Raw genomic sequence first — 20,251 nt, 5'->3', positions numbered from 1 at the left:
ACAAGTCTTGAGTCATCTTTAGATGACTTTAGCTCTTAGCCCGAACTTTAGTTCAGGGCATTATGACTTAAGTTGACACCAATGGTTACTCCAGCCCATACTCAGTTATTAGTTGTTAGTTTATTACCTTTTAGTTCTGATTCCTGATTCTATGAATTACAATATTGAAGAAACGGTTATTGAGCGTTACAAAGCGGGAGCAACAACAGTCCAACCTTCCCTCTGTTGTCCGGTGGAATATCAAGAAAATCAGTATTTAGAAATTATTCCCCAGGAAATTATTGAAAAAGACTATGGTTGTGGTGATCCGACTCGTTATGTTAACCCCGGAGAAATTGTTGTTGATTTAGGTTCCGGTGCAGGGAAAAATTGTTATATGATCGCTCAAAAAGTCGGGGCGACGGGTCAAGTAATTGGGGTTGATTTTAATGATACCATGTTAGCCCTTTCTCGCAGCTATCAAGGGGAAATTGCCCAAAAATTAGGATATGCTAATACAAGCTTTGTTAAAGGGAAAATTCAGGATTTAGCCTTAGATTTAGATCAAGTTCAAAATTGGTTAAAAGTTAATCCGATTCAATCTATTGAACAAATTACAGAGTTTGAGTTAGAATGCGATCGCCTCCGTCAACAAAACCCTTTAATAGCAGATAATAGTGTTGATGTCGTAATTTCTAATTGTGTTTTAAACTTAGTGCGTCCCCAAGATAAAGATCAACTGTTTCAAGAAATTTATCGCGTGTTAAAACGAGGCGGACGGGCGGTTATTTCTGATATTGTTTGTGATCAAGATCCAACTCCTAATATTTTAAACGATCCCGATCTGTGGAGTGGCTGTATTGCGGGAGCTTTTCGAGAAAATGAATTTTTAGAACGATTTGAACAAGCCGGATTTTATGGAATTGAGATATTAGCTCGACAGGAAGAACCTTGGCAAGTCATTGATGGCATTGAATTTCGTTCCTTAACCGTTTGTGCTTATAAAGGCAAAGACGGCCCCTGTTTAGATGTTAATCAAGCGGTGATTTATAAAGGGCCTTGGAAACAAGTTATGGACGATGACGGACATATTTTATATCGGGGTGAACGCATGGCAGTTTGTGATAAAACCTACCAGATTTATACTAACATAAACGGCCCCTATTGTCAAGATATTTTAGGAATTTTACCCCATGAAACTATTCCTTTAGAATCAGCCCCAGAATTCGATTGTAGACGCAATATTATTCGCAAACCCGAAGAAACAAAAGGCGAACATTATCACGTTACTCTGACAAATTCCGATAATTCCTGTTGTTCTCCTTCGAGTTCTAGTTGTTGTTAAATTTGGAAATCAAAAAACTGGGTTTCTGGCTGTTGTGAGAAGTCCAGTTTCTATTTGACTTCAATTCCTGCTTCTATTAAGGCTTGATTCAACCCTTCAACTAAGTCTAAATATTCCGCCCAATGCTTGAGATAGGGGAAATCCAAACACTCCCCTTGTACTTTCAATATACCCAATACATCTCGCCATTGCTTTTGAGACTGAGTTTGTTTTCCCCATTGTAGTTTACTAATAATCATATCTTCAGCCGAGGCGAGGTTGACTTTTGTACCCGTAGGAATATGATATTGTTGTCGTCGTTGAAAGCGAATTTTCTCTAATTCCGAATCTTCTGCCATCATTAAGTCAGCACGAGAAATTGTTGGGATATGGGTAATTTGTAAGGTTTTCATTTGACCTGAAACTACATCATCCACACCAGAAACATAAAACCCTGCACCTTCTAACTCTAAAATAAATTGACCTAAATCTTGAAGTTGAATCAAAATCACAATATCTAAATCACGAGTTGTTCGCACTTCTCCGTAAGCAATTGCCGCAACACCTCCGGTAATATAATAAGGAATATTCAATAGCTCAAAAATCGGGTGGAGAATTTCAGCTAAAGCAATAGAATCTTGAATCCAACTCATTTTATCTCCCGTCGGAATATAATTTTCTGGACAATCTTCTGCTAACCAAGCTTCAGCTAATTTTCGCACAAATTGTGCATCAGATAAATGGGGAAAGCGTTGATGAAAACAGTTAATTGCAAAGTGACGAGCATTTTGATTCATAGAAAAACCCATCAACAATCGTTCCTCTGGAGTTCGTTGTTTTAATAACCAGAATCCTAATAAATCAACTTCTGGTGTAGTATCTTCTGATTGAGAGCGATATCCCGGCTTAATTGTGAATTTTGGGAAGGTTTGAGTCATATTTTTAATCCATTCTTCGATAGCGCATTCCAGGTAATTGTTCCACTAACTCTAATAATTCTAATTGTAATAACGCTGCTGATAGATTTCCGGCTTCTAAATTCAGATTAACAATAATTTGATCAAAAGCAATCGGTTCAGAGGACAGTGATTGCAAAATTTGATTTAATTCCGGGTCTAAATCTGGTATAGATTTGTCCGGTTTAGAGGGAATTTCAAATAAAGATAATTGTTGAGGTTCATCTAAGGGAGGTATGGCTCCTAATTGTTCTAATAATTCCTCTAAATTAACGGGAATCATACTGGCTCCCCCATTAATTAATTTCAAACAACCCTGGGATTTTTCATCATCTAAACGTCCGGGTAAAACATACACATCTCGACAAAATTCATTCGCAACATTAGCCGTAATTAAAGCACCCGATTTTTGAGGAGCTTCCATCACAAAGGTTGCTCGACTTAACCCCGCAATAATTCGATTTCGTTGGGGAAAATGACGGGGATTTGGTTGAGTTCCAGAGGGATATTCACTAATTAATAATCCTTGATTGATCACCCGTTCACAGAGTTGACGATTTTCTTTGGGATAGGCAATATCTACCCCAGTTCCTAACGCCGCAAGGGTTCGTCCTCCAACTTCCAAACAACTGCGATGCGCTTCGGTATCAATTCCCGCCGCCATCCCCGAAACAATGGTAAACCCTCGACGAGCTAAGGTCATACTAATTTTACAAGTCCAGCGTCGCCCGTATTCTGTGGGGGTACGGGTTCCAACAATAGCAACCATCGGCGTAATACCTTGATTTTCAAGGGTTTCAACGATTCCTCGATAATATAAAACCGGAGGAAATGTCGGAATTTCTAATAACAATCGAGGATATTCGGCATCAGCAGGAGTCCAAAAATAAGGGTTTTTAGTAATATGTTGTTCTAAGAATTCTTGGGGGTTAAATTGCGATCGCTGTTGAATAATTTTATCAACGGTTTGCTGACCAAAACCATCTACTTCTATTAACTCGTTAGCCCTTGCTGTCCAAGCCATTTCTAACGTTTGAAAATGTTGTTTTAAACGTTGAATCGAAACTGAACCGACCCCAGAAATTTGTGACCACGCTAACCAGTATCCTCGTTCTTCCACAAAGGTTAAACTCCTTTATTCTTTAGACTCAAATATACATCAGTTGTTACTCTGGTACAACAAAATATCCCGGATTTACTGGGGGGAAACAGAGATGGCTGATCCTTGGGCTGGATTATTCAGATTTAATAGTAATAATTAGCAGGGTAAATAATGATCTGGATCTTCCTATTTTTCTGTTATCCTGTAAATGTATTATAAAATTTAACTCCCTACCATGAAAGTTGCTGTTTTTAGTACCAAATCCTACGATCGCAGATTTCTTGAGCTAGAGAATACCATCTCTAAAGCGAATCATGAGTTAGTTTTTTTTGATGCTCGTCTTGAACTGCAAACCGCATCGCTGGCTAATGGGTTTTCTGCGGTTTGCGTATTTGTTAATGATGATTTAGGAACAGAAGTATTAGAGATTTTAGCAGCCCAAGGTACAAAGTTGATCGCCCTGCGTTGTACGGGTTTTAATAATGTTAATCTCAAAACGGCTGCCAAATTAGGGATTCAAGTTGTACGGGTAACAGACTATTCTCCCTATTCCGTAGCCGAACACGCTGTGGGATTAATTCTAATGCTCAATCGTAAATTATATCGCGCCTATAATCGGGTTCGGGAGGATAATTTTGCCTTGGATGGGTTGTTGGGTTTTGACCTCCATAATCGCACGGTTGGAGTGGTGGGTACGGGCAAAATTGGACTGATCTTTGCTCAAATTATGCAGGGATTTGGCTGTCATCTTTTAGGATACGATGTCTATCCTAATCCGAATTTTGAGAAACTAGGAAATGCTCAATATGTTTCCTTAGAAGAACTTTGGCAACGTTCGGATATTATTTCTTTACACTGTCCTCTATTTCCAGAAACTCACCATTTGATTAATCAAGAAACCATCGCCCAAATGAAATCAGGGGTGATGTTAATTAATACCAGTCGAGGTAAATTAGTGGACACAAAGGCTGTTATTGATGGGATTAAATCGGAGAAAATTGGTTACGTCGGTATTGATGTTTATGAAGAAGAAGATAAACTTTTTTTTGAAGATCTCTCCGATACTATTATTCAAGATGATACTTTTCAATTGCTCCAATCTTTTCCTAATGTTGTAATTACGGCTCATCAAGGCTTTTTTACTGAAAATGCTTTAGATGATATTGCTCGCACCACGATAACTAATCTTTCCGCTTTTGAACAGGGGAAACCTTTACAAAATCAAGTGACTGCATCGTAAAAAATTTAGTTTAACCACGAAGACACAAAGACACAAAGAAATTGTCAATACTAAGTTTTCCTGTCTCTTCCCTGTTCCCTGTTCCCTGTTCCCTGTTCCCTATTCCCTCCTATAATTAAATATAGTGGGCTTAAAATAGTGTTATTCAATAGAGAAAGTTTAAACCTAAAAAGAGTGTTTAAAATCCTGAGTTTTGTGTTAGGATTAAGTGGTGTTGGTGCTGTCCTGTTGCCAGCAATTCAAGCTCAATCTGTATCAACAATTTCCCTTGTCAAAACCGAGCTTTCTAGTTCTGAGAATATTGCTCAAAAAGATAATTTAGAACTAAATTTTGAGCGTCATTTTAAAGAATTAGGGATTGAAGGATCAATTATTATTGATGACTTAAATCAGAATCATTCCTATCAATATAACCCTAGCCGAAATACAACGCCATTCTTACCTGCTTCTACGTTTAAAATTCTCAATTCCTTAATTGCGCTAGAAACTAAAGTCATTACAGATGAAAAAACAGTGCTAACCTGGGATGGAATACAACGCTCTATTCCGGGGTGGAATCAAGATCTAAATATGAGAGAAGCCTTTAAAGTTTCTGCGGTTTGGTTTTATCAAATATTAGCTCGGCGCGTGGGTTATGAACAGATGAAATACTGGGTTAATCAAGTAGGCTATGGGAATAAAACCATTGGGAAACCTGAAGATATTGATCACTTTTGGTTAGATGGAGAGTTACGAATTACCCCTCAACAGCAAATCGAATTTCTGCGCCGTCTCTACAGTAATAAATTACCGTTTTCTACGCGATCGCTATCCATTGTCAAAGATATCATGGTTGTAGAAAAAACTCAAGATTATACCATCCGAGCTAAGACGGGTTGGGAAGGAAAAGGAACACCCAATATTGGTTGGTATGTCGGCTATGTAGAACAGAATCAAAATGTCTATTTTTTTGCGACTAATATTGATATTCGGAAGCCGGAAGATGCGGACGCTCGTAAGGTGCTAACCCGTCGTTGTCTTCAAGATCTTTCACTAGCTTTGAACACGAAACCATAGAAAACAGGGGAAAATAGCAATTTCTTGTAATTCCCCTGTTTTCCGTTAAAACTTACGATTTCCCATTCCCGCTACTGGTTGCTAAAATCCGTTCTGTTAACTTTTCAGGAACTTCCTGTAAATGATCAAATTGCCAATTGAAATAACCGACTCCTAAAGTTAATGAACGCAATTCTACAATTAAATCCTGCATTTCTGACTGGGGAATATAGGCAGAAATTTTATCCCATCCCTTCCAGTCTGACATCGGTTCAAAACCTAAAATTTGCCCCCGCCGTCCGGTAATTAACTGAAACATTTGGGAGGTAAAATCACTGGGGGCACAAATTTCAACGGAAGTAATGGGTTCTAATAAAATCGGTTCACATTTCTCCATTCCTGACTGCATCGCTAACCGAGCAGCCTGTTTAAATGCCTGTTCTGAACTATCGACATTATGATAGGAACCATTGGTTAAAGTCACCGCTATATCTACTACTGGAAACCCTAACGGCCCTTGTGCTAAATACTCTCGGACTCCCACTTCCACACCGGGAATATATTGACGGGGAACCACACCGCCGACAATGGTTTCACTAAAATTAAATCCTTCCCCACGACCTTGAGGTTTAATATCTAAATAAACATCCCCAAACTGTCCATGACCCCCACTTTGATGTTTATAACGGCCGTGGGAATTAGTGGTTTTGCGAATAGTTTCTTTATAGGGAACACGGGGTAAATGAGTCACCATAGGTAAATTATATTTACGCCGTAACCGATCTAAGCTGACTTGCAAATGAATTTGACCTTGACCCCATAAAATAATTTCATGGGTATCACTATTTTGTTCCCAACTCAACGCCGGATCTTCATCTAACATTTTAGATAAAGCCGCACTAATTTTAACCTCATCTTTACGGTTTTCTGGAGTAATTGCCCAGCCATAAACCGCAGGTAATAGAGTTGCTTTCGGTAAGGGATTTTTTAATTGATTAGGGTCGGTTGTTAAGGTATCTCCGGTTTGAATGCCTTCCATCCGCGCCAAAGCCACAATATCCCCGGTTTTCGCCTTCTGTACACTCTGGGTTTGTTGTCCGGTCATCCGATACATTCCCCCTGGTCGTACTCCGTTTAAGGTCATGCCTTCGGCCAGTTCCCCCTGCCAAACCCGCACCAGGGAGAGTTTACCGCCTTGAGGGGTGTAATAGGTTTTGAGAACTTGGGCAATAGGAAACCCTTCTGGCGATTTGATCCCCCGTCGTCCGGCGGTAATTCCGGGTTCAGGTGCTTCTCGAACCAAAGCATCCAACAACGCCATTACCCCATGATCTTGTTCTGCAACTCCAATTAACACTGGAACAATTAAATCCGCCCCCAATTCCATTTTTAAATCTTTAACAATTTCGTCTTGAGGCGGTTCAATTTCTTCTAACAATTCTTCTAATAAATGATCATCAAAATTAGCTAATTCCTCTAACATTGCTTGACGGGCGAGGTGTTCAGCTTCTTTAAGAGATTCTGGAAAGGTTACGGGATCAGAGGGCGCACCGGGATGATAATGGTAGGCTTGTTCGGTAATTAAATCAATAAAACCGACCAATTGTTCACCGTTACCAATGGGATATTGTTGAGGAATAATTGGACGAGTGGAAACCACTTTTAAGGCGTTTAATAATTCGGTAAAACTGTTAACGCAGCGTTCCTCATCGGTACAAACCCGATCCATTTTATTAATAAAAACCAGGTGGGGAATTTCCCAGTCATCTAAGAATTTGAACAGGGGAGATAAGGTTAAAATCCGGCCCGGATCGGCTTCACAAACCACAATTGCTAACCCAGTTCCGATCAGAGCATTATAGGTTTCTGGGGCAAATTCTACAGACCCCGGACAGTCTAAAAATGTAAAGCAAATGCCGCCATATTCGATACTAGCGGCATTCACTTCTACACTCATATTCCGTTCCCGTGCTTCTGGGGAACTATCTCCGACCCTGTTGCCATCTTTTGCTGTTCCTTTGCGAGTTGTGGCTCCAGAGACGGATAGAATACTTTCTAAAAGTGTGGTTTTTCCACTTAAATAGGGGCCAACAATTGCGACATTCCGACAGTTTGTGACAGTTTCTTGCATCGTTTTTCTCCACAAATATCAATTACAACTTTTGAGGTTTCATCCCTCAAAATTAGGATCAACCTTTGATGATGAGGTTCCAAAAATTAAGGAATTGTTAAATTTAATGAATCCGTTGGCTGTGGATGGATATCTATAGCGCTAGGGAACAGGGAACAGGGAACAGGGAACAGCTTAACTGTAGGTTATGACCCTTGTTACAAGGTTTAGTATTGTCAAACACCTTAATTGGTAGTGCTATATTAAATCCGTTCACTTGGGACTTGGTGCTACTCCTTTTAAATTCCGGTTTCTTGATTCGCTTACTTTTTAATTTATAGTGTTTTTGCCACAATTTAACATCTTGTTAATCAAAAAAAACATTGTGAACTTATTAGAACTTTTGTAAATAAATATTAAGTTAATCAAGCTAAAAATTTAAACAAGCTCGTTGTTGGGCTTTAGCCCTAATTAGGAGTGGGTTCAAGCCCAACAACTGATTTTAAGCAGGTTCAGCTAATAGGGGTTCTAATTTTCCGGCTCCATCTAATTGATACAGATCATCACAGCCGCCAATATGTTGATTATTAATAAATATTTGGGGAACTGTGCGCCGTCCATTCGCCCGTTCTGCCATTTTAATTCGGGCGGCATCATCCCCATCAATTTTATTTTCTGTGAAATTAACCCCTTTCCACCACAACAATAGTTTAGCTCGAATACAAAAGGGGCAGGTTTGCCAAGTATAAATTTCTACGTTGGCTTGATATCGTTCAGGATGACGACCAAACAGAGAGTTAAAGGCATCTAACATAATAGAATTCCTGCGTATAAACTAGGTTTAATTTTAACTTAAACCTATTTCTGTTGTTAGGGTTGCGATCGCTCTAGGTTAAATTAAAAATCATAATTTAATCGTTTCAGTTGAGCTTTAATTTTACTCATCAGCTTAAATTCTTTCAATATTAATCCATAATAATGTAAGGTAAATAAAAGATTAATAGCACAAAATCCCAACGTTAAAATAAATCTAAATACCGTTGAGAAGTTGAGTTGAGAAATCATCGTAAAAACAGAAAAGATAATGGAGCAAAGCCCAAATCCAGCAGCAAATGAACTGAGAATCAGTAAACGCACTTTAGCCATTGTTAAGGGGCATTATTGAATAAAAATTAAGTTATGCAGGGAACAGGGAACAGGGAACAGGGAACACCGCAGGAAAAGAGGAACACAAGTTTAGGTTTTAACATCAGTCTTTGTCCTAACTTCCTAGGTGACTCCTTAACTATTTAGGTTGATCCCTTGTTCTTAATTTGCAACATAACCTTCCCTTAACAATGTTGCTTAGGGGAATATTTTTGTAGCAAACTCTTGGCTGATTGATACAAGTGCCGGATCAAACTCGTTAATACTATACAGTGAAATTATAATGAATGGCTAAACATAACGGAGTTTTTTCAACATTTCCAGACAAGGGCTTTCCATCAGACTTTGGGAGTCAATGGCGACGATAACATTTTGTTACCCTTGACCCCAGACAAAAAGCCCAAACCCTGCAATATCTGGCAATTCTGACTTACATTTTATCTAATTCTTTTTTCAATGCCTCCAACTCATCATCTACAGGAATAGAACTTTTAGCTGTTGTTTGTCCGGGGGGTAGAGACTGGGGAGCCGGAGCACCGGAAATCTGAGCTTTCAGGGCCATTAATTCATCATCCACATCGTTTCCTGCTCCCAAGGCCGCAAATTTGCTTTCCAAATCTGAACTCCCCAATTCTCCCATCGCTTGAGAACGTGATTCTAACTGCAACACTTTTTCTTCCATGCGCTCAAAAGCTGCCGATGCTCCACTGGGATTAATATTCCCCAATATGCCTTGTAACTGTTCGTTGGCTTTTGCTGCTTGCGCCCGGGCTTTGAGCATATTCTTCTTGGTTTTGGCTTCGGAGATTTTGCTCTCTAACTGAATTAAATTGCGTTTGAGAGCATCCACCTGACCCAAGCTTTGATCCAAAGTCAGTTTTACTGTATTAGCCGTTTCCATATAGCCTTTTTTGCGCTGTAAGGCTTCTCTGGCTAAATCTTCCTCCCCTTTCCGCAAAGCTAACTCGGCGCGAGATTGCCATTGGTTAGCCTGGGACATGGCTTGATTATATTGTTGTTCGGTGCGCTTTTGATTGGCGATCGCTTGAGCAACGGCCTGACGCAACTGCACCAGGTCTTCCTGCATATCAATGATCGCCTGTTCCAGAATTTTCTCTGGATCTTCGGCTTTATTAACTAAATCATTCAAGTTAGCTCTAACAAGACGGCTAATGCGATCAAATAATCCCATGACGCTGTTCTTCCTTTGACGGTGTACGGTTCTGTGATCACTTCTGTCTAAAGTTTAACGCGACTTCATGATCTAAGAGGAGTTGGCTGTTAGCTGTTGACTGTTGACGGGTACGGGCGGGGTTTCCCCCAAAGTCCGTCAACTTAAGCCGAAAACCCGTGATTAAAGCCGAGATCTGATCCCCCTAAATCCCCCTTAAAAAGGGGGACTTTGAACTCTAATTCCCCCCTTTCTAAGGGGGGTTAGGGGGGATCTAGGACTAGAAAAAAAATCAACGAACTTTTGGTTTTCCAGGCTACTTTTAGCCTTAAAGTTGACACGCTTTCGGGGAACCCCACCCCTACAACTGATTACTGTTTGGGAACATCATAATAGGCGGTAATGCCTTGGACTTGTAATTCATCCCGTAGGCGTTTGGCAGAAGTGGCATCGCTTAAAGCCCCCACTTGAATTTTTTTCCCGGTTTTGAACTCGGCAATATAAGCATCAGCAATTACTTCTTTAGCCTGTTCAAAGGAACGTTGATCACTATAATCCAGGACAACATAATAATAACCATCCTGGGATTTAATCGGTTCCATTGCTTTCGGGGGAATGGGTGCAGTTGCTACCCGTTGGGTCGCACCGCCACCCGGTTGTAGTTTAGGGGTTGTTGTTCCTTGTGTTGTAACCGGGGGGACAGCAGCAGGAGCAGGGACAACAGGGGTTACAGGTTTTTTGGGTAATAGTTCCTGACTGAGATTATTCAAACCGGGGTCAGTCGGAGAGGTTAGGTTATTTGTGGGTGCGGGTAAGGTTGTAGCGGGACTGGGGGGAACTGGGGCCGGGACTGTGGGCGCTGATACCGCACTGGGACTAGGATTAATATGGCTTAAGGTATCTAAATCCAAGTTCACAAATTCCTTAGCCGCCAAGTTGGGAGAGAGAGAATCTGTAGGGGGGAGAGAGGTTTCCGTTGAGGCGGTTGTTGGGGGAGCCGGAGGATTAGGGTTAACAGTTGGGGTAGGGGTGGGGAAAAACCGATTTAATCCTAAACTGGTGCGACCGGACGGGGAAGAAATTACATAGCTTAAAGCCGTACAAGATAACAAAAATAGGAACATTGAAGCAATTCCCACCGGAGTTAATAGACTGGCCATTAAACTCCGTTTTTCCGATGGTTTACTTCGTTCTTCTATACTTTTGATCAGGGCTTCCGTTGATTCTAAATATCCGTTTGATGGCGTTGAAGTCGGGGCGGGTGACTTTAAAGTAAAACTAACCCCAGGCTCACTACCATTGGGTTTAGAAGCATTAGTCCCCGAAGGTGGGTTCGTAACAGCCAAGGGCGCAGGTTGAGCCGGAACAACTGTTTCCCAGCCAGAGGGTTGAGCTTGGGACTCAAATAGTTTTCCTTGAGACGCTGCGCTGTCATTCAGGGCGACGGCGACCGCATCGGGAGTTTGTTGAAACTGCTGGTTTGTTTGTCCGGTTGAGTCGGGTGTTGTTTGTTTCGCGCGTCGTCGATGACGCCGATAACGGGTTAATTCGGGTTCTAGTTGTACATCCAGACAGCCTAAAACCGCTTTTAGTTCAGGCTTTAATTCTGGTTGAGAGGATTGAGGGGACTTAATCTCAGACGCTTGACTCATTGTTAAACTCCTACCCGCTTGTTATTAATTTTAAAATAGGGATTTTTTGTTTTAGGGCTTCAACATAAAACAATATTATTGACAATTTTTAGATCGGCTAACAAGTCAGTTTATCTATTTTTTACCCATTTCGCTAATTTTCCTGAAAATGCAATCCCTGAATCATGTTTTAAGTTGTCTTAAATCTCAGATTCTCAGCCCGGAACAGCAACAGTTTCAAGATCTCTGTGAATGTTGGCCGGAAATTGTGGGAACGGGCGCTCGTCTTCAGACTCGTCCGGTGAGTTGGCAGCGAGGGGTGTTGAATGTTGCCACCTCTAGTGCTACTTGGTCTCAAGAGTTAACTTTAAAACGAATGCAACTGCTGTATCGATTAAATCAAAAACTCTTATTTCCCGTTCAGGATATCCGGTTTTCTACGGGGGGGTGGCGATATCAACCCAACGCAGATCCAGGTATTTCCCCGGATGCGATTTCAGATGAGTTGTCTCAAATGTGGCGAGATCATCCCAGTCGGGTTGAGGTTGCGAGTCCGAACCCGGAACAGTCTGTTGATGCTGATCGGTGTCCGGCTCTCACACCCTTAACAGCCTTTCAACGTTGGGCGAATACTATGCAACAGCGATCGCAACATCTCCCCTTATGTCCTCAATGTCACTGTCCAACCCCGCCAGGGGAATTGACTCGCTGGTCAGTTTGTGGTCTTTGTGCCATAGCGCTACGCGCAAGGGAACAGGGAACAGGGAACAGGGAACAGTAATAAGTGAAAGGGTTTCAGGATTTAGAAATGTCCTAACTGGAATGCGTAGCGCTATATGCAAGATTCAGAAGTTGTTTAAACAGTTCTCTGCTGATCTCTATCGGGGGACAGTTGACAACAAGGTTTAACAGTATTTATACGGAGTTTATTTAGGGGTTAATCCAAATTTAACGTTGATCCCCATTGATTTTATCCTGTTTTAGGTACACTTTATAAACTTTACAATTCGTAATATTTTTAATTTATTTTGTATCTAATCTTAAAGAAAAGATAAAAGAAGTATTAAATTTTCAGGTAATAAAAATCGAACTCAAAAGCAGACAGGATCTAAGTTTGCCGATAAAAAAGCTGGATCTGCTGATCCCCGACAATAAATATAGATATAGGAAATCTTCTTGGGGAACGGAAAATGGAGTCTTCAAACTTGATCTCAGTCTGTCGGCATTGCCAACGTTACACACCCGAAGGCCATCGGGGAGGGCATTGTCAGTTGCTTCAAGTTTCCGTTAAAGGAGGGTGGAAGTCTTGCCAATTGGCACTCCCCGCCTTTGCTCCCTCTTGGGAAGCCCTTGAAAACTTAATCCAATTACAACCAGAAACACCTCGGTTAGGGGATGTGATCCCCTTAGAGTCCCATCGGGTGCATGAGCCAGAAGAGGCAAAATCCTTGTTAGCCTAGTTGAAAGAGTTTGGGGGACGAGGGGTTTCTCGTCCCGATCAAGATGATCTTGTCCCTAGGGAAGCCAAGGATATTGACGGAAATTAGGCGGTCGTTTCTCCAAGAATGCCTGTTTGCCTTCCGTTCCTTCCTCGGTCATGTAATACAATAAAGTTGCATTTCCTGCTAGTTCCTGTAACCCAGCTTGACCATCACAATCAGCATTAAAGGCAGATTTTAAACACCGAATAGCAATAGGACTTTTCTCTAAAATTTCCTGAGCCCATTGAATGCCTTCGGCTTCTAATTGTTCTACTGGAACTACACAATTAACTAACCCCATATCTAAGGCTTGTTGAGCATCATATTGACGACACAAATACCAAATTTCCCTGGCTTTCTTTTGACCGACAATTCGAGCTAAATAACTGGCTCCAAACCCGCCATCAAAACTGCCAACTTTCGGCCCAGTTTGACCAAAGATTGCATTATCTGCCGCCAGAGTTAAATCACAAAGTAAGTGTAAAACATGACCGCCTCCAATAGCATATCCTGCCACCAAGGCAATCACAACTTTGGGCATACTTCGGATTAACCGTTGTAAATCTAAAACGTTTAATCGCGGGATACCAATATCATCAATATATCCGGCATCTCCCCGTACAGTTTGATCTCCGCCGGAACAAAAGGCATATTTGCCGTCGGTATGCGGCCCTGCTCCGGTAAATAATACAACACCAATATTCAGGTCTTCACGAGCATCACAAAACGCATCGTAGAGTTCAAAAACTGTTTTAGGCCGAAAAGCATTCCGTTTTTCGGGACGGTTAATCGTAATTTTAGCGATACCGTCGGCTTTGTGATACAGAATATCTTCGTAGGTTTTGGCAATTTGCCATGCAACTGACATTATGGGTAATTAATAGGTAACAGGGAACAGGGAACAGGGAACAGTAAGGAGTCAAAGGGTTTGCTGAATTCAACAGTGTCCTAACTGTAATTCGTAGCACTATAGCTTATCATAAGATTGGGAGATCAATTAATTGAGTGGTAATCCGATTAAACCGCCAGTTCCTGATACAACTTCCCCAATAGCATAAGCGGGAATTCCTTGGGTTTCAAACCATTTTCTTGTGGTTTCAGCTTGTTGAGGCGGAACCAAAACTACAAAACCAATCCCCATATTGAAAGTATCAAACATGGCACTAGGACTAATTTGTCCGGCTTCAGCCAACCAGTTAAAAATCGGGAGAACGGGCCAACTATTGGCATGAATTTCAATCGCCTGTCCCGCACTTAAACAGCGAGGCAAGTTTTCCGGTAAACCCCCTCCGGTAATATGGGCCATGCCATGAATTTCTAGGCCCTGACGGAGCGCTTGCAAGATGGGTTTAACATAAATTCGGGTCGGGGTTAAACAGACTTCTGCGATGGATTCACCCCCCAAGGCTTGAGGACATTCATCCCAACTTCCTCCGCCATCACTCACCACTTTTCTAACTAAACTAAAGCCATTGCTGTGAACACCACTACTGGCTAATCCAATCGCCATATCCCCGATTTGGACTTGGGAGCCATTCAACATTCGGCTTTTTTCCACAATTCCCACACAAAAACCCGCCATGTCATATTCCCCAGGTTGATAAAATCCCGGCATTTCGGCGGTTTCTCCTCCCAGTAGACTACATCCGGCCTGTTGACAGCCTTCTGCCACTCCAGCCACCACTTGGGTTAATTGTTCAGAATTGAGCTTTCCCGTGGCCAAATAGTCCAGAAAAAATAATGGTTCGGCGCCACAAGTCAGAACATCGTTGACGCACATCGCCACTAAATCAATGCCAACGGTATCGTGACGGTTAAGGGTGGTGGCTAATTTTAATTTGGTGCCCACCCCATCGGTTCCAGAAACGAGAATGGGTTCGGTATAACCCGAAGGCAGGGCAAAACATCCCCCAAATCCGCCTAATCCCCCTAATACTTCCGGTCGATAGGTTTTTTGTACGAGGTTCCGAATACCGTCAACAAAATCTCGACCCGCCTGAATATCAACACCAGCTTCCCGATAATCCATCTTCTTCGTTCCTTGTTTGTCTCTCAATAGATATTGAATCAATTTTCGGCTCTATTATTTTCTATTCTTCGTTCCTGATTCTGGGGCAGGTTGTCACACCTATAAGAAAATTCAATCAAAACTCGATTTAGAAAATTTTCATTGAGTAAGAATCTCTACATCCTTTGATAGATCAGGGTTTTACTATGAAACTGAACAGTTTAGTCTCTTAATAAACGCCCAAAAACCCCAAGGGATACTGATCCCCAAATTCGCAACTTCATGTTAGTCTGTTGCAGTTCCTCAAACAAAGGTAAATGCGGAACGAGTCTGAGTTGACGAATTGCTATCTCGATATTCGGGTTTTAAACCCAGCATTGAAACCTTCAGCTTTTGATTTCGCTAAAAACCAAACGCTGATTTCAATGCTCCGAATTCACGAGATCTCAATAAGTGTAAAGCTTCAACTCGATAACCACCAGTTTTGAGAATAGACTTGTCAACAACCCACCACTGACTTGATTACAAGTTCATTGGGGGCTTGAAAGATAGCCCTAGTTGACCCTAGAAATAGGAGGGGGAGAAATCCCCAAACCCAATTAAACGCCCAACCGAGGCGGGTCTAACCAGAACAATATCGGTAGCTTCTACCAGAAAGAGTGCGATTCAGGTATGTCAAGGAGAATCACCACTCTTGAGGCGCAACGGTTTCATTTTATGGAAACAAATGATATGCAATATAGACCTCGATCCCTTTTTGCTCTCACCGCTAATCGGAGTAACGATAAGCGCGGAACTCGACCAGGGGGAAGATTGATGAAGCATAAAATTTGGAGCGGTCTTACAGCAGTTATTTTTCTGCCTGTTTTGAGCTTAAGCTCCTCCACCCACGCTGAATCAATCTCGGCGTTTAACCCTAATCCCTCCGGGAGTGAAGGAGAACCTTTAAATCTAATATCAACAACTTCAACAACAACTCCTTCTGAAGATTCTAATCTGTCTGCTCCTGCCTCTGAACCCATTGATGTGATTAAAGTTGGAGAATATCAATCCCAACAAGCAAGTACGGCATCAGTCCCAGAGAGCGTTGCCAAAATCAAAGCCCACGAATGGAATCAACAGCAAGCGGCAACCCTGTATATTAGGAATATCCCCGTTCTCACCTTTATCAAAAACGAGAATTTCGATCCCAAAGCTATAACGCCCCCAACACTTCAACCGATCAAAGTGGGATCATATTCAGATCAAGCTTATCTACCTAATCCAAAAAACCCTGCAACGCCACCCGCTATCGCCACCGATCCAGTTTCCCGTGCCACTGCGGTTGCAGCCGAAATTAATCAACTGATTCGCAATAACTTTGACGCCAGTACCATTCAAGTGCGATGGGATGAACAACATCAGCATTACCGGATAGAAGTCGCAGGTGAAGAACTGGTGACTATTGACTCCCAAACGATTCTGCCTGATACCACCAATGACACGGCAACGGATGCCTTACAAGCAACCAATCGATTAAGACGCCAAATTGGCAACGCTCCCCCTCTGAGTGGAATTGAAGGTCTACCTAAGCCTTCGCTCCCAGACGTAGCGACAGGATTTTTGTTTCAACGGATTGAGGGTTGGGCCTCTTGGTATGGCCCAGGCTTTGATGGCGGTCAAACGGCCAATGGAGAAACCTTTAACCAATATGATTTAACTGCTGCTCATCCCTCTTTACCCTTTGGGACAACGGTGCGAGTTACCAATCAAGATAATGGCCAATCCGTTGTGGTGCGGATTAATGATCGTGGCCCTTATGCCGGAGGTCGGGTGATTGATTTATCCAAGGCCGCCGCGCAAGCTATTGGCATGATTAGCAGTGGAGTTGCTCCAGTACAAATTGATGTGCTGACTCCTAATCAGTGATCAGTTATCAGTTATCAGTCATCAGTGAAAGAGTTAATATAGACTGTTGATAGTTAACAGTTGACCGTTGACCGTTAACTGTTAACTATTGATTACTGGTACAGACACGCCCCAGCCTGTCTCTACACTGATAACTGATAACTGATAACTGATAACTGATTACTAATGCGTCTGTTGACTAGCGTTGCTGCCCTGCGGTGTTATCTTCGTTCCTCCCGAACTCAAAACCCTGACAATTTAGTGGGTTTAGTTCCTACGATGGGAGGTTTACATTTAGGGCATCTCAGCTTAATTCAACGGGCCAAAGCCGAGACTTCTGGGGTGGTGGTGACTATTTTTGTCAATCCTCTCCAATTTGGGCCGAATGAGGACTTTCAAAAATATCCCCGTGCTTTAGAAGCGGATTTACAACAGTGTGAACAGGCGGGTGTGGATGTTGTATTTGCTCCATCCATCGAGGAAATGTATCAATCCTCGATGCAGACAATGGTGATTCCTCCGGGATCAATGATGTCGGGGTTGTGTGGGGGATCTCGCCCCGGACATTTTCAAGGAGTGGCTACGGTTGTTACTAAATTATTGAATTTAGTCCAACCGGATCGAGCTTATTTTGGACAAAAAGATGCTCAACAGGTGGCGATTATTCAACGTCTGGTTCAGGATTTAAACTGGCCAATTGAGATTATTTCCTGTCCCATTGTACGAGAATCATCGGGACTGGCCTATAGTTCTCGCAATCAATATTTAACGACTTCAGAACAACAACAAGCTACGGTTTTATATCGCGCACTGCTTCGGGGTCAAGAACGCTTCAACAAAGGTTTTCATACCGCTACGGAAATTAAGCAGATTGTACAAACGGAATTAGACACTGAACCTGGGGTACAAGTCGAATATATTGAGTTAGTTGAGCCGAATAGTTTAATCCCGTTAACCACAATAGAAACAACGGGGTTATTAGCGATCGCTGCTCGTGTGGGTAAGACTCGCTTAATTGATAATCTGATTTTGCGTCATCGTCAACCGATTATTGCCATTGATGGGCCAGCCGGAGCCGGGAAATCCACTGTCACCCGCAAAATTGCCCAGGCGTTGGGCCTGTTATATTTGGATACCGGGGCCATGTATCGAGCGGTGACTTGGTTGGTTCTCCAGTCTGGAATTGCGATTGACGATGAACCCGCCATTGCGGAAATTGTGAGTCAATGCCAAATTGAATTAATCCCTGATGGAGAACAACCCCGAACGGTGATTAATGGTGAGGATGTGACGGAGGCGATTCGATCTTTAGAGGTGACGGCCAATGTTTCGGCCATCGCTTCTCAATGGGCCGTTCGTCAAGCCTTAGTTAAACAGCAACAAGCCTTTGGTCGTCAAGGCGGAATTGTTGCCGAAGGTCGGGATATTGGGACAACGGTATTCCCGGATGCAGAATTGAAAATTTTCTTAACAGCATCTGTACAAGAACGAGCAAAACGGCGATTATTAGAACTGCACACTAAAGGCAAAATAGAAGTTACTCAAGAACAATTAGAACAAGATATTGCCCAACGAGATCAACTTGATAGTAATCGGGCCATTTCACCCCTGAGAAAAGCCAGCGATGCGGTTGAAATTCAAACGGACAATTTAACTATTGACGATGTGATTCAACGGGTTGTCGGTTTATATAGCAGGGAACAGGGAACAGCTTAACTGGGAACAGTAAGAATTGAAAGGGTTTCAGGGTTTAAAAATGTCCTAACCGTAATGCGTAGCGCTATATATCACCAAAACCTAACGTTTTAATAAAAGTGTCTTCCTAATGACATCCTTATACACTAGGATTTGATAAGTATTATTATTAAACTCTCAAACTTTAAAAGATTACGTTTGTAATCTGGGTCTTGACTTTTTCTTGAAAATATGCGTCTGTTGACCTCTGATTTCAAGGGTGGATCAGTTGGACTTTTGGATGCAGTTTGATCGATCTCAATCCCAAATTCATCTCGGTGTGAAGGAGTAATTTCGTGGTTCAGTACAGTCCTATCTTACGACAACAGAAAGTTGCCTTATTTGCTCTTGTAGCAGCTACGGCTAGTTTTGGAATTGGTGTGATGTTACCTCTTAATCTGCGGGTTGAGCGAGCGGCGAAACAAACCATTCCTTTCGTTTCTTCCCAAACCCAAAGGGTTACTCCTCGTGTTAGTAAAAATACTCAAGGTTCCTCCCAGGGGACAACTGCTCAAGCTTTATCCAATTCAGAAATTAATCTGACAACAGCAATTACTCAAGGAATTGATAGCCTGGAAAAAAACTTAGCACAACTAGAAACGCAACGCTTTAACTATGCAATTCCTGAACAGTTTCAAGGAAAAACAATTAAAGAAGTTAGTATTCCGGGTGATCAGAAAGTGATTGCTTTCACCTTTGATGATGGGCCCTGGCCTAAGAGTACCCAACAAATTTTAGATATTTTAAAAGACAATAATATTAAAGGCACATTTTTCTGGGTGGGATCTGCCTTAAAAAATCAGAAAGATCTCGCTAAAACGGTAGTTGCTGAGGGTCATGTTGTTGCAAACCATACCTGGAGTCATCGTTACGGTAAATATAGTCCCGGCGCAGCCGCAGAGGAAATCGAAAGCAACGCTAAATTAATTGAAGAATTAACGGGAATTGAAACTCCAATGTTTCGACCTCCAGGCGGCGTTTTAGATAATGGGTTAGTGGATTATGTACATCAACAAAATCATGTTAATGTCATGTGGTCAGTGGATTCTCAGGACTGGAAATCTTCATCGGACAAAATTATTAATAATATTTTGAAACAAGCTAAATCCGGTGGAATTATTTTAATGCACGATGGCGGCGGAAATCGTTCGGAAACGGTGAAAGCTTTACCAATTGTGATCCAAAAACTCCAAGAACAGGGTTATACTTTTGTCACCATTCCTGAATTATTAGAAATAGCCGATCAAAAACCCGTTGAACAACCTCAACTAACTGATAGCAATCAACCTTAAATTCAGAATCATTATCGGGTTAGTGACACTGAAAAGTTATGATCCGTTATCGGTTGTCACCAACCCGATAATATTGTTAGATTCGTAGGGGCGGGTTGATCGAGATTTAAGTGATTAACAAAGATCTCAGCGAACCCGCCCGTACAGGTGAATTT

General features: G+C 41.9%; 17 protein-coding genes. 8 read left to right on the top strand and 9 right to left on the bottom strand.

Annotation, left to right across the window (positions count from 1 at the left end; genetic code table 11):
• Positions 1 to 151 precede the first annotated feature (151 nt).
• Complete coding sequence (locus tag PL8927_RS26005) at positions 152 to 1,324, top strand: methyltransferase domain-containing protein (protein WP_083626766.1); 1,173 nt, start codon at positions 152 to 154, stop codon at positions 1,322 to 1,324.
• Between the two features lie 50 nt (positions 1,325 to 1,374).
• On the opposite strand, the gene PL8927_RS26000 is transcribed toward PL8927_RS26005, so the two are convergent.
• Together PL8927_RS26000 and dprA are read right to left on the bottom strand one after the other, a co-directional pair.
• On the bottom strand, positions 1,375 to 2,241 hold the full coding sequence (locus tag PL8927_RS26000) for a hypothetical protein (protein ID WP_083626753.1): 867 nt from the start codon (positions 2,239 to 2,241) through the stop codon (positions 1,375 to 1,377).
• A 4-nt stretch (positions 2,242 to 2,245) separates the two neighbouring features.
• Positions 2,246 to 3,379 (bottom strand): DNA-processing protein DprA, encoded by a 1,134-nt coding sequence (dprA, locus tag PL8927_RS25995; protein ID WP_083626750.1) that lies wholly within the window; start codon positions 3,377 to 3,379, stop codon positions 2,246 to 2,248.
• 217 nt (positions 3,380 to 3,596) lie between these two features.
• Between dprA and PL8927_RS25990 the strand changes: the two genes are divergently transcribed.
• Positions 3,597 to 4,601 carry a 2-hydroxyacid dehydrogenase gene (locus tag PL8927_RS25990; protein WP_083626747.1) on the top strand — a complete coding sequence of 335 codons (1,005 nt, stop codon included), beginning with the start codon at positions 3,597 to 3,599 and terminating at the stop codon, positions 4,599 to 4,601.
• 225 nt (positions 4,602 to 4,826) lie between these two features.
• Complete coding sequence (gene blaOXA / locus PL8927_RS25985; protein ID WP_407947433.1) at positions 4,827 to 5,657, top strand: class D beta-lactamase; 831 nt, start codon at positions 4,827 to 4,829, stop codon at positions 5,655 to 5,657.
• A gap of 52 nt (positions 5,658 to 5,709) precedes the next feature.
• On the opposite strand, the gene PL8927_RS25980 is transcribed toward blaOXA, so the two are convergent.
• The 5 genes from PL8927_RS25980 to PL8927_RS25960 form a co-directional block, all read right to left on the bottom strand.
• A complete protein-coding gene (locus tag PL8927_RS25980; protein ID WP_083626742.1) occupies positions 5,710 to 7,767 on the bottom strand; it encodes an elongation factor G in 2,058 nt (685 codons plus the stop codon).
• A gap of 481 nt (positions 7,768 to 8,248) precedes the next feature.
• Positions 8,249 to 8,560: a glutaredoxin 3 gene (gene grxC / locus PL8927_RS25975; protein WP_083626739.1), complete on the bottom strand. Its 312-nt coding sequence runs from the start codon at positions 8,558 to 8,560 to the stop codon at positions 8,249 to 8,251.
• 83 nt (positions 8,561 to 8,643) lie between these two features.
• Positions 8,644 to 8,892 carry a hypothetical protein gene (locus tag PL8927_RS25970; protein WP_083626737.1) on the bottom strand — a complete coding sequence of 83 codons (249 nt, stop codon included), beginning with the start codon at positions 8,890 to 8,892 and terminating at the stop codon, positions 8,644 to 8,646.
• 430 nt (positions 8,893 to 9,322) lie between these two features.
• Entirely contained in the window at positions 9,323 to 10,084 is a 762-nt protein-coding gene (locus PL8927_RS25965) for a PspA/IM30 family protein (RefSeq protein ID WP_083626734.1), read from the bottom strand.
• 350 nt (positions 10,085 to 10,434) lie between these two features.
• Positions 10,435 to 11,715 carry a hypothetical protein gene (locus tag PL8927_RS25960; RefSeq protein ID WP_083626732.1) on the bottom strand — a complete coding sequence of 427 codons (1,281 nt, stop codon included), beginning with the start codon at positions 11,713 to 11,715 and terminating at the stop codon, positions 10,435 to 10,437.
• 148 nt (positions 11,716 to 11,863) lie between these two features.
• Here PL8927_RS25960 and PL8927_RS25955 point away from each other — a divergent pair, with 148 nt between their 5' ends.
• Together PL8927_RS25955 and PL8927_RS25950 are read left to right on the top strand one after the other, a co-directional pair.
• Entirely contained in the window at positions 11,864 to 12,475 is a 612-nt protein-coding gene (locus tag PL8927_RS25955; RefSeq protein ID WP_083626729.1) for a DciA family protein, read from the top strand.
• Between the two features lie 409 nt (positions 12,476 to 12,884).
• A complete protein-coding gene (locus tag PL8927_RS25950) occupies positions 12,885 to 13,154 on the top strand; it encodes a hypothetical protein (RefSeq protein ID WP_083626726.1) in 270 nt (89 codons plus the stop codon).
• A 55-nt stretch (positions 13,155 to 13,209) separates the two neighbouring features.
• Here PL8927_RS25950 and menB read toward each other — a convergent pair whose 3' ends face one another.
• Both menB and purM read right to left on the bottom strand, forming a co-directional pair.
• A complete protein-coding gene (menB, locus tag PL8927_RS25945; protein WP_083626723.1) occupies positions 13,210 to 14,043 on the bottom strand; it encodes a 1,4-dihydroxy-2-naphthoyl-CoA synthase in 834 nt (277 codons plus the stop codon).
• Between the two features lie 129 nt (positions 14,044 to 14,172).
• Positions 14,173 to 15,204 carry a phosphoribosylformylglycinamidine cyclo-ligase gene (gene purM / locus PL8927_RS25940; protein ID WP_083626721.1) on the bottom strand — a complete coding sequence of 344 codons (1,032 nt, stop codon included), beginning with the start codon at positions 15,202 to 15,204 and terminating at the stop codon, positions 14,173 to 14,175.
• Between the two features lie 795 nt (positions 15,205 to 15,999).
• On the opposite strand from purM, the gene PL8927_RS25935 reads away from it, so the two are divergent.
• From PL8927_RS25935 to PL8927_RS25925, 3 genes are all read left to right on the top strand, one after another.
• Positions 16,000 to 17,091 (top strand): septal ring lytic transglycosylase RlpA family protein, encoded by a 1,092-nt coding sequence (locus tag PL8927_RS25935; protein ID WP_083626764.1) that lies wholly within the window; start codon positions 16,000 to 16,002, stop codon positions 17,089 to 17,091.
• A gap of 165 nt (positions 17,092 to 17,256) precedes the next feature.
• A complete protein-coding gene (locus PL8927_RS25930; RefSeq protein ID WP_083626718.1) occupies positions 17,257 to 18,786 on the top strand; it encodes a bifunctional pantoate--beta-alanine ligase/(d)CMP kinase in 1,530 nt (509 codons plus the stop codon).
• 314 nt (positions 18,787 to 19,100) lie between these two features.
• Positions 19,101 to 20,096, top strand: coding sequence for a polysaccharide deacetylase family protein (locus tag PL8927_RS25925; RefSeq protein ID WP_156093340.1), 996 nt, complete (start codon positions 19,101 to 19,103; stop codon positions 20,094 to 20,096).
• Positions 20,097 to 20,251 lie beyond the last annotated feature (155 nt).

Source organism: Planktothrix serta PCC 8927 (assembly GCF_900010725.2).
Lineage (GTDB): Bacteria > Cyanobacteriota > Cyanobacteriia > Cyanobacteriales > Microcoleaceae > Planktothrix > Planktothrix serta.
The sequence above is the reverse complement of the archived record's forward strand: the minus strand, read 5'-3'. Positions and strand labels throughout refer to the sequence as shown.

Bases quoted from the DNA above. Each gene is read 5' to 3' on its own strand.
- PL8927_RS26005 (WP_083626766.1), top strand. From the start codon at position 152: ATGAATTACAATATTGAAGAAACGGTTATTGAGCGTTACAAAGCGGGA.
- PL8927_RS26000 (WP_083626753.1), bottom strand. From the start codon at position 2,241: ATGACTCAAACCTTCCCAAAATTCACAATTAAGCCGGGATATCGCTCT.
- PL8927_RS25990 (WP_083626747.1), top strand. From the start codon at position 3,597: ATGAAAGTTGCTGTTTTTAGTACCAAATCCTACGATCGCAGATTTCTT.
- PL8927_RS25980 (WP_083626742.1), bottom strand. From the start codon at position 7,767: ATGCAAGAAACTGTCACAAACTGTCGGAATGTCGCAATTGTTGGCCCC.
- grxC (WP_083626739.1), bottom strand. From the start codon at position 8,560: ATGTTAGATGCCTTTAACTCTCTGTTTGGTCGTCATCCTGAACGATAT.
- PL8927_RS25970 (WP_083626737.1), bottom strand. From the start codon at position 8,892: ATGGCTAAAGTGCGTTTACTGATTCTCAGTTCATTTGCTGCTGGATTT.
- PL8927_RS25965 (WP_083626734.1), bottom strand. From the start codon at position 10,084: ATGGGATTATTTGATCGCATTAGCCGTCTTGTTAGAGCTAACTTGAAT.
- PL8927_RS25960 (WP_083626732.1), bottom strand. From the start codon at position 11,715: ATGAGTCAAGCGTCTGAGATTAAGTCCCCTCAATCCTCTCAACCAGAA.
- PL8927_RS25955 (WP_083626729.1), top strand. From the start codon at position 11,864: ATGCAATCCCTGAATCATGTTTTAAGTTGTCTTAAATCTCAGATTCTC.
- PL8927_RS25950 (WP_083626726.1), top strand. From the start codon at position 12,885: ATGGAGTCTTCAAACTTGATCTCAGTCTGTCGGCATTGCCAACGTTAC.
- menB (WP_083626723.1), bottom strand. From the start codon at position 14,043: ATGTCAGTTGCATGGCAAATTGCCAAAACCTACGAAGATATTCTGTAT.
- purM (WP_083626721.1), bottom strand. From the start codon at position 15,204: ATGGATTATCGGGAAGCTGGTGTTGATATTCAGGCGGGTCGAGATTTT.
- PL8927_RS25935 (WP_083626764.1), top strand. From the start codon at position 16,000: ATGAAGCATAAAATTTGGAGCGGTCTTACAGCAGTTATTTTTCTGCCT.
- PL8927_RS25930 (WP_083626718.1), top strand. From the start codon at position 17,257: ATGCGTCTGTTGACTAGCGTTGCTGCCCTGCGGTGTTATCTTCGTTCC.